At 38.5% G+C, this 7,256-nt stretch carries 5 protein-coding genes, 1 pseudogene and 1 riboswitch; of the genes and pseudogenes, 2 read left to right on the top strand and 4 right to left on the bottom strand.

Annotated features, from left to right (window positions below):
- Positions 1-40: 40 nt before the first annotated feature.
- From V7147_RS18350 to V7147_RS18340, 3 genes and pseudogenes are all read right to left on the bottom strand, one after another.
- Positions 41-850, bottom strand: a complete 810-nt coding sequence (locus V7147_RS18350) for an ABC transporter permease (RefSeq protein ID WP_335369275.1) — start codon at positions 848-850, stop codon at positions 41-43.
- Positions 828-1,551, bottom strand: a pseudogene (locus tag V7147_RS18345) (ABC transporter ATP-binding protein). The gene V7147_RS18350 and the pseudogene V7147_RS18345 overlap by 23 nt, the downstream one beginning before the upstream one ends.
- 169 nt (positions 1,552-1,720) lie before the next feature.
- Complete coding sequence (locus V7147_RS18340; protein WP_335369274.1) at positions 1,721-2,704, bottom strand: ABC transporter substrate-binding protein; 984 nt, start codon at positions 2,702-2,704, stop codon at positions 1,721-1,723.
- Positions 2,705-2,863: 159 nt separating this feature from the next.
- On the opposite strand from V7147_RS18340, the gene V7147_RS18335 reads away from it, so the two are divergent.
- A complete protein-coding gene (locus tag V7147_RS18335; RefSeq protein ID WP_335369290.1) occupies positions 2,864-3,664 on the top strand; it encodes an alpha/beta hydrolase family protein in 801 nt (266 codons plus the stop codon).
- Positions 3,665-3,693: 29 nt separating this feature from the next.
- On the opposite strand, the gene pckA is transcribed toward V7147_RS18335, so the two are convergent.
- The gene (gene pckA, locus V7147_RS18330) at positions 3,694-5,283 is read right to left on the bottom strand and encodes a phosphoenolpyruvate carboxykinase (ATP) (protein WP_335369273.1); all 1,590 of its coding nucleotides are present in this window, start codon (positions 5,281-5,283) and stop codon (positions 3,694-3,696) included.
- Between the two features lie 285 nt (positions 5,284-5,568).
- A riboswitch (SAM riboswitch) is annotated at positions 5,569-5,736 on the top strand.
- 249 nt (positions 5,737-5,985) lie between these two features.
- Between pckA and metK the strand changes: the two genes are divergently transcribed.
- The gene (metK, locus tag V7147_RS18325; RefSeq protein ID WP_335369272.1) at positions 5,986-7,185 is read left to right on the top strand and encodes a methionine adenosyltransferase; all 1,200 of its coding nucleotides are present in this window, start codon (positions 5,986-5,988) and stop codon (positions 7,183-7,185) included.
- Positions 7,186-7,256 lie beyond the last annotated feature (71 nt).

The following is a 7,256-nucleotide window of genomic DNA, read 5'->3' as shown; positions in this document are numbered from 1 at the left end:
GGGCGCAAATACGCTAAGCCGTATTTGATCTTGTTGCTTTTTATTTAGAATCCTTGATGAGCTTTCGTTCAAGGAACTCGACGCCTTGGTACATGAGCGTTGCACAGATGGCAATTAATAATAGGCTTAAGAAGATCAATGTGAAATTGAACACTTGGAATCCATAGATAATCAAATAACCTAAACCTTGTTTTGAAACAAGGAATTCGCCAACAATGACCCCGACCCATGATAATCCAACGTTAACCTTTAAAGTGGAGATAATGGCTGGGAAGGATGAGGGAAGGATGACATTGCGGAAAATTTGTTTCCGATTCGCTCCAAATGTCAACAGCACTTTAATATAATTATAATCCACTTCTTTAAACGAGGTGTAGACGACAATCGTTGTAATGATGATGGAAATAATTGCTCCCATGGCAATGATTGAAATATAGCCTGTGCCCAATGCAACAATTAAGATGGGACCTAAAGCAACCTTTGGCATCGCATTTAGAACGACTAAATAAGGATCAAGGATATTTGAAAGACGTTCTGACCACCATAAGATTGCCGCAATCAACGCTCCTAGGACCGTTCCTAAAATAAAACCAAGAACTGTTTCAAACAATGTGACCGCTAGATTATTAAACAATGATCCATCATTCATTTTAGTCAAAAACAGGGTCCAAATTTTTGATGGGGCACTGAAGATTAAAGGGTCAATCCAATGAAATCGGCTCGCAATCTCCCATATTCCGAAAAAGACGATAAAAATCAGGATTTGATAAAAACGAACGAGTTTTTTTTCTTTTTTAATTGATTGTAAGTAATTTTTATGCAGGTCTTTAATGTTCAGATTTTGTTTCAAGTTTATCTAACTCCTCCCATATTTGCTGAAAAATAACCGAATACTCTGGGTGCTGTCTTGCATCAAATGGAGCCTCATTCCGTAAGTTTTCTGGGATATCAAATATATTTGCAATTTTTCCTGGACTTTTTGAAAGGAGGTAAATTCGGTCGCTCATGGCAATGGCCTCGCCGATATCATNNTAATTTTAGTTTTGTTTGGAAGTCTAAAGCGGAGAACGGTTCATCGAGCAGGAGAATTTTCGGGTTTGTAGCAAGGGTTCGAACCAAAGCTGCTCTTTGTCTCATCCCACCCGAGAGCTGTTTTGGATACGCTTTTTCTACCCCTTTTAATCCAATTTCCTCAAGTAAGGCTAATGTGTTTTTTCTGGTTTGTTCTGTTTCTTGATGCATAATTTGAAGCCCAACAAGAATGTTCTCCTCAATAGTCTTCCACGGAAATAAGTAATCCTGCTGTAGCATATAACCAATATCTGACCTTGCCTTTTCAATTGTTTTCCCATCGATTAGAACCTCTCCACAGGTCGGTTTTAATAATCCAGCAATGATGGAGAGTAATGTTGTTTTACCACACCCACTTGGTCCGAGGAGGGAGATGAACTCCCCTTCCTCGATCGTGAGTGAAATGTCTTCGAGTGCGGACGTTGTAGAATCCTTTGTAAAATAAACATGGTGTATATCTTTTACTGACAAAAAGCTCATAGTAACACTCCTAATTAATTTGTGTTCAAAAAGGAGGATGAAGAGGACCGAGAATTTCAAGGCGGTGCAGCTTTGAGTACCGGAACGTCTGCAGTTAATACGTGAGGAACGGAGAAGCAAGCCAACGCAGAAATTCGATGCGTCATATTCACCGCACTTTTTGAACAACCTATTTTGAAACTTTTTCTGCAATACTTGTGTTAACAAGTGTACTGTAGTCAATTCTCTTCGGTAATTCACCAGCTTCATCCATTATGTCCTGTAGGTTGTTCCAGGCTTCTTCTGATAAAACAGGGTTTGTAGCGTATGAACCTTGGTTCTTGTATCGTTCAATTGATGATGTGATTAAATCCAGTGGTGTATCTGGGAAGAATTCTTGAACGGACTTTGCAATTTCTTCTGGGCTATGTGAATCGACCCATTGTTGTGCTTTATATACGGCACGTGTGAATTTCTCAACAGCATCACCGTTCTCATCAATAAAGCTTTGCTTTGTCATAAATGATGTATATGGTACCTTGCCAGATTCTTCACCGAAAGAAGCGACAATATAGCCACGACCTTCTTTTTCAAATAAACTAGCAGTAGGTTCAAATAATTGGACGAACTCACCTGTACCAGAAGCAAAAGCACTTGAAATATTTGCGAAATCAATGTTTTGAATGAGATTTAAATCGAATTGTGGGTCAATAGCATGCTTCTTTAATACAAATTCCCCAACCATTTGAGGCATTCCACCTTTACGTTGGCCAAGGAATGTACTATCTTTAATTTGGTCCCAGCTAAAGTTTTCAATATTTTCTCTAGCGACTAAAAACGTACCGTCCGTTTGGGTAAGAGCTGCGAAGTTAATAACAGGGTCGGTTGAGCCTTGTGCTTCCACATAAATGGATGTTTCAGAACCAACCAAGGCCACATCGGCACCACCAGAGATTAACGCGGTCATTGTTTTATCTCCACCTGGTACGGTTGTTAATTCAATCTCTAAGCCCTCTTCTTCAAAAAATCCTTCTGTAATGGCCACATACTGAGGTGCGTAAAACACAGAACGTGTTACCTCGGCAATTCTGATTTTTTGAACTTGGTCATTATTACAAGCTGCTAATGGAATAATAAGCAATAATGCAAAAATGCTAGCAAATAAACGACGCATATAATCATTCCTCCTTGACAGTTGATCTGTCTGCATTTGTCATTTCTAAGATAGATTATGAAACGTTACAAAAATGTGTGAATGCCTATTTTTTCTTTTTAAAAGAAGGGTTTATATAAAGTTTTCGAAAATAATGTTGTAGAGAGGATGGGGAAAATGGTGGATGGCACAATTATTGAAAAGCAGAGATTTCCGTCACCTAGTTCTAAAATTGATCTTTATTTAATTACATATTTGAGCAAAGGATTGAAAATAAAAGGCTATCTTGCTGAACCAAAGGAAGAAGGAGTATACGACGGTTTTTTATATTTGCGCGGTGGAATTAAAAATGTAGGTAAGGTTCGAATTGGTCGAATCGTTCAATTTGCCTCGGAGGGCTTTGTAGTAATGGCACCTTTTTATCGAGGCAATCAAGGGGGAGAGGGGAATGAGGATTTCGGAGGACAAGATAGATATGATGCTTTCTCTGCGGTAAAAGTGTTGGAAGATCATGAAAAAGTGAATCCAAATCGCATTCATGTCTTTGGTTTCTCGCGGGGAGGGGTGATGGCTCTCCTTACCGCCATTCATCAACCTCAAGTTTGTTCGGTCGTCTCATGGGCAGGTGTAAGTGATTTAAGCTTAACGTATGTGGAGCGAAATGATATGAGGAGGATGTTGAAGCGGGTCATCGGAGGAACTCCAACTAAATATCCGGAACGTTATAAGTGGAGAACTCCATTATATGAAATTGAAAAACTGGAAGCTCCACTACTTATAATTCATGGTGAAAAAGATGAAAATGTATCTGTCGAACACGCTTATCGACTTGAAAAAAGAGTAAGAGAACTTGGAAAAGAGCTAGAAAGCTGGTATTTTCCTCAATACACTCATTATTTTCCACCATATGACAACCGGGAAACAGTGAGACGGCTAACGGAATGGATGAAGACAAGGGAAACAAAAAAACTCGAGGGATGATTCCTCGAGTTTTTCCTATAAGATTAAAATTAGATTCTTGGTCCGCCCAATAATTCAATTTCATCTGGAACATTGGAGAACTTTTTAAAGTTTTCTTTAAATTTTACAGCCAATTCTTTTGCTTTTACATAGTACGTACTTTGATCTGCCCATGTTTTTGCAGGTTGCAGCACATCGTCAGGAACACCTGGAATGTGAATTGGAATTTCTAAGCCGAAAATATCATTTTTCACTGTTTCTGCATGAGTTAGTTCACCTTCTAAAGCTGCTTGAACCATTGCTCTTGTGTAAGACAGTTTCATGCGGCTTCCTACACCATACTCTCCGCCAGTCCAACCTGTATTAACTAAAAATACTTGAACATTATGCTCGTCAATTTTTCTTCCTAGCATTTCAGCATACTCTGTTGCAGCAAGTGGAAGGAAAGGCGAGCCAAAGCAAGTTGAGAATGTTGCTTCTGGTGATGTAACTCCACGCTCTGTTCCTGCAAGCTTACTTGTGTAGCCACTTAAGAAATGGTACATTGCTTGTTCTTTTGTTAGTTTACTAATAGGAGGGAGCACACCGAAAGCATCTGCTGTAAGGAATACGATTGTATTTGGGTGACCAGCGATGCTAGGCACAATAATATTATCAATATTATCAATTTGATAAGCGGCTCTTGTATTTTCAGTTAATGAATTGTCATCATAATCTGCAATTCTTGATTCTTCATCAACAATTACATTTTCTAAAACTGAACCAAAGCGAATCGCATCAAAAATTTGTGGTTCCTTCTCACGTGATAGATTGATGGTTTTCGCATAGCAGCCACCCTCAATATTAAACACACCTGAGCTAGCCCAACCGTGCTCGTCATCCCCAATTAGACGACGTTTTGGGTCAGCAGAAAGAGTTGTTTTTCCTGTTCCAGATAGACCGAAGAAAAGCGCAACATCTCCTTCTTGCCCGACATTAGAGGAGCAGTGCATGGAAAGAATATTTTGCTCAGGCAATACATAGTTCATCACAGAGAAAATTGATTTTTTAATTTCACCGGCATATTCAGTTCCTCCGATTAAAACAGTTCGTTTTTCAAAGGAAATAATAATGAAAGTTTCCGAGTTTGTACCGTCTACCTCAGGATCTGCTTTGAAATTTGGTGCACTAATTACGGTAAATTCAGGTTGATGTGTTTTTAAATCATCGCCAGTTGGTCGAACAAACATTTGTTGTGAAAATAGATTATGCCACGCATATTCGTTTATCACTTGGATTGGCATACGTACTTTTTTATCAGCACCTGCATACCCATTAAACACAAAAATTTCATCTTTTTCTTTTAAGTATGATAGCACCTTTACGTAAAGGTTTTCAAAAACTGCTTCAGAAATTGGCTTGTTTACCTTACCCCAATCAATCCTATCTTTAGTAGAAGCTTCTTCAACGATATATTTATCCTCTGGTGATCTTCCTGTGTATTTCCCGGTTGTTGCACGTACAGCCCCAGTCGAAGTAAGGATTCCCTCTTGTCTAGCTAGTACTTTTTCAACTAAAATAGGAACAGATAGGTTATGAAGTGCATTTTTTCCATTCACTAATTCTAATAGCTGCTCATTTGAAACTTCAACTGAATTCATGTAAAACCATCCTTTATCTTTTTTATATTTTTCATTTCTTAATAATCTAAAATTTACAATTAGTATAACACATTGATAAAAATAGTCTATACTATTTAACGTATTTTACGTAACTATCTTTAAAAAGTGCGTACAGTTTCTAAAATGGTCCTTTATAATCCATTCTTTATAGAAATTTGTTTATTTTGTGAAATAAAGTATGACACACTTCCTTATCCATTTTTTTCGAATTTTGGTTGACACGAAATGGATGACTGCGTTATGATAATTCCTTGAACGGATACTCTCTTATCCCGAGCTGGCGGAGGGACAGGCCCAATGAAACCCGGCAACCATTACTTTTTTTTACATATCAAATGTGCGATTGTGAAACCTATACATAGGTAGGTCTTCCGTTTGATAAAAAGTGATAAGGTGCTAACCTGAGCAAGGCATGACCTTGATCGATAAGAGTGAAAGGCGAGATAAATGACAAAACCTTTCCTCAAAAAAGTAGAGGAAGGTTTTTTTTATTTCTTTAATGGGAACTATTCATGGTTTTAATAATGTTACTTAAGCGTTTAAATGTGTTCACCACAGATAACTAATCAGTATAGGATAGAAAATCGTGAAGGTAACAATACTAAGGGAATGAGTACCGTATCAATGAATGTCAGAATTTGAAGTGAATTGAATTCTGAATCGAAAAAGGAGGAAGCGTTTGTGACAACAAGACGCCGTTTATTTACTTCTGAGTCTGTTACGGAAGGACATCCAGATAAAATCTGTGACCAGATTTCAGATTCTATTTTAGATGCCATCTTAGCAAATGATGCAAATGCACGCGTAGCGTGTGAAACTTCTGTTACAACAGGTCTTGTACTTGTTGCGGGAGAAATTACAACATCTACATATGTAGATATCCCAAAGATTGTCCGTGAAACGATTAAAGGAATTGGTTACACTCGTGCAAAATACGGATTTGACTACGAAACATGTGCAGTATTAACATCAATCGATGAGCAATCTCCGGATATTGCGATGGGGGTTGACCAAGCGTTAGAAGCTCGTGAAGGTCAAATGACAGACGAGCAAATCGAAGCAATTGGTGCAGGGGACCAAGGCTTAATGTTCGGGTATGCTTGTAATGAAACAAAAGAGTTAATGCCTCTACCGATTTCATTAGCTCATAAGCTTGCACGCCGATTAACAAAAGTTCGTAAAGATGAGATTCTTCCATACTTGCGTCCAGATGGAAAAACGCAAGTGACCGTTGAATATGATGAGAATAATAATCCTGTTCGTATTGATACAATTGTTATTTCGACTCAGCACCATCATGAAATCTCATTAGAACAAATCCAACGAAATCTGAAAGAACATGTCATCAATCCAGTTGTTCCAAGTGAACTAATTGATGAAAATACGAAATACTTTATTAATCCAACTGGCCGTTTCGTAATTGGAGGACCACAAGGAGATGCTGGCTTAACTGGCCGTAAAATTATTGTTGATACGTATGGTGGTTATGCACGCCATGGCGGTGGCGCATTCTCAGGTAAGGATCCAACTAAGGTTGACCGCTCTGCTGCATATGCTGCACGTTATGTTGCAAAAAATATCGTTGCTGCTGGATTGGCTGATAGATGTGAAGTACAGCTTGCATATGCAATCGGTGTAGCGCAGCCAGTTTCTATTTCTGTTGACACTTTTGGTACTGGAACAGTATCTGAGGATGTCCTTGTTGAATTGGTTCGAAACCATTTTGATTTGCGTCCAGCTGGAATTATTAATATGTTGGATCTTCGTCGTCCAATTTATAAGCAAACTGCTGCATATGGTCATTTTGGTAGAAACGATCTAGATTTACCATGGGAGCGTACAGACAAAGCAGAAACACTTAAAGCAGAAGCTGCAAAATAAGATAGAAAAAGCTCGCCAGTTTGGCGAGCTTTTTGTGTATAATTAGTTTTCGCTGTCTAGCTCCAGCGCCT

Origin of the sequence: Bacillus sp. JJ1521, from assembly GCF_036965165.1 — a bacterium.
Classification (GTDB): Bacteria; Bacillota; Bacilli; order Bacillales; family Bacillaceae_L; genus Ferdinandcohnia.
Note: the sequence above shows the minus strand (reverse complement) of the source record. Positions and strands in the feature narration are given on the sequence as shown.

Coding starts and splice junctions, on each gene's coding strand:
- V7147_RS18340 (WP_335369274.1), bottom strand. CDS start 2,704: ATGCGTCGTTTATTTGCTAGCATTTTTGCATTATTGCTTATTATTCCA.
- pckA (WP_335369273.1), bottom strand. CDS start 5,283: ATGAATTCAGTTGAAGTTTCAAATGAGCAGCTATTAGAATTAGTGAAT.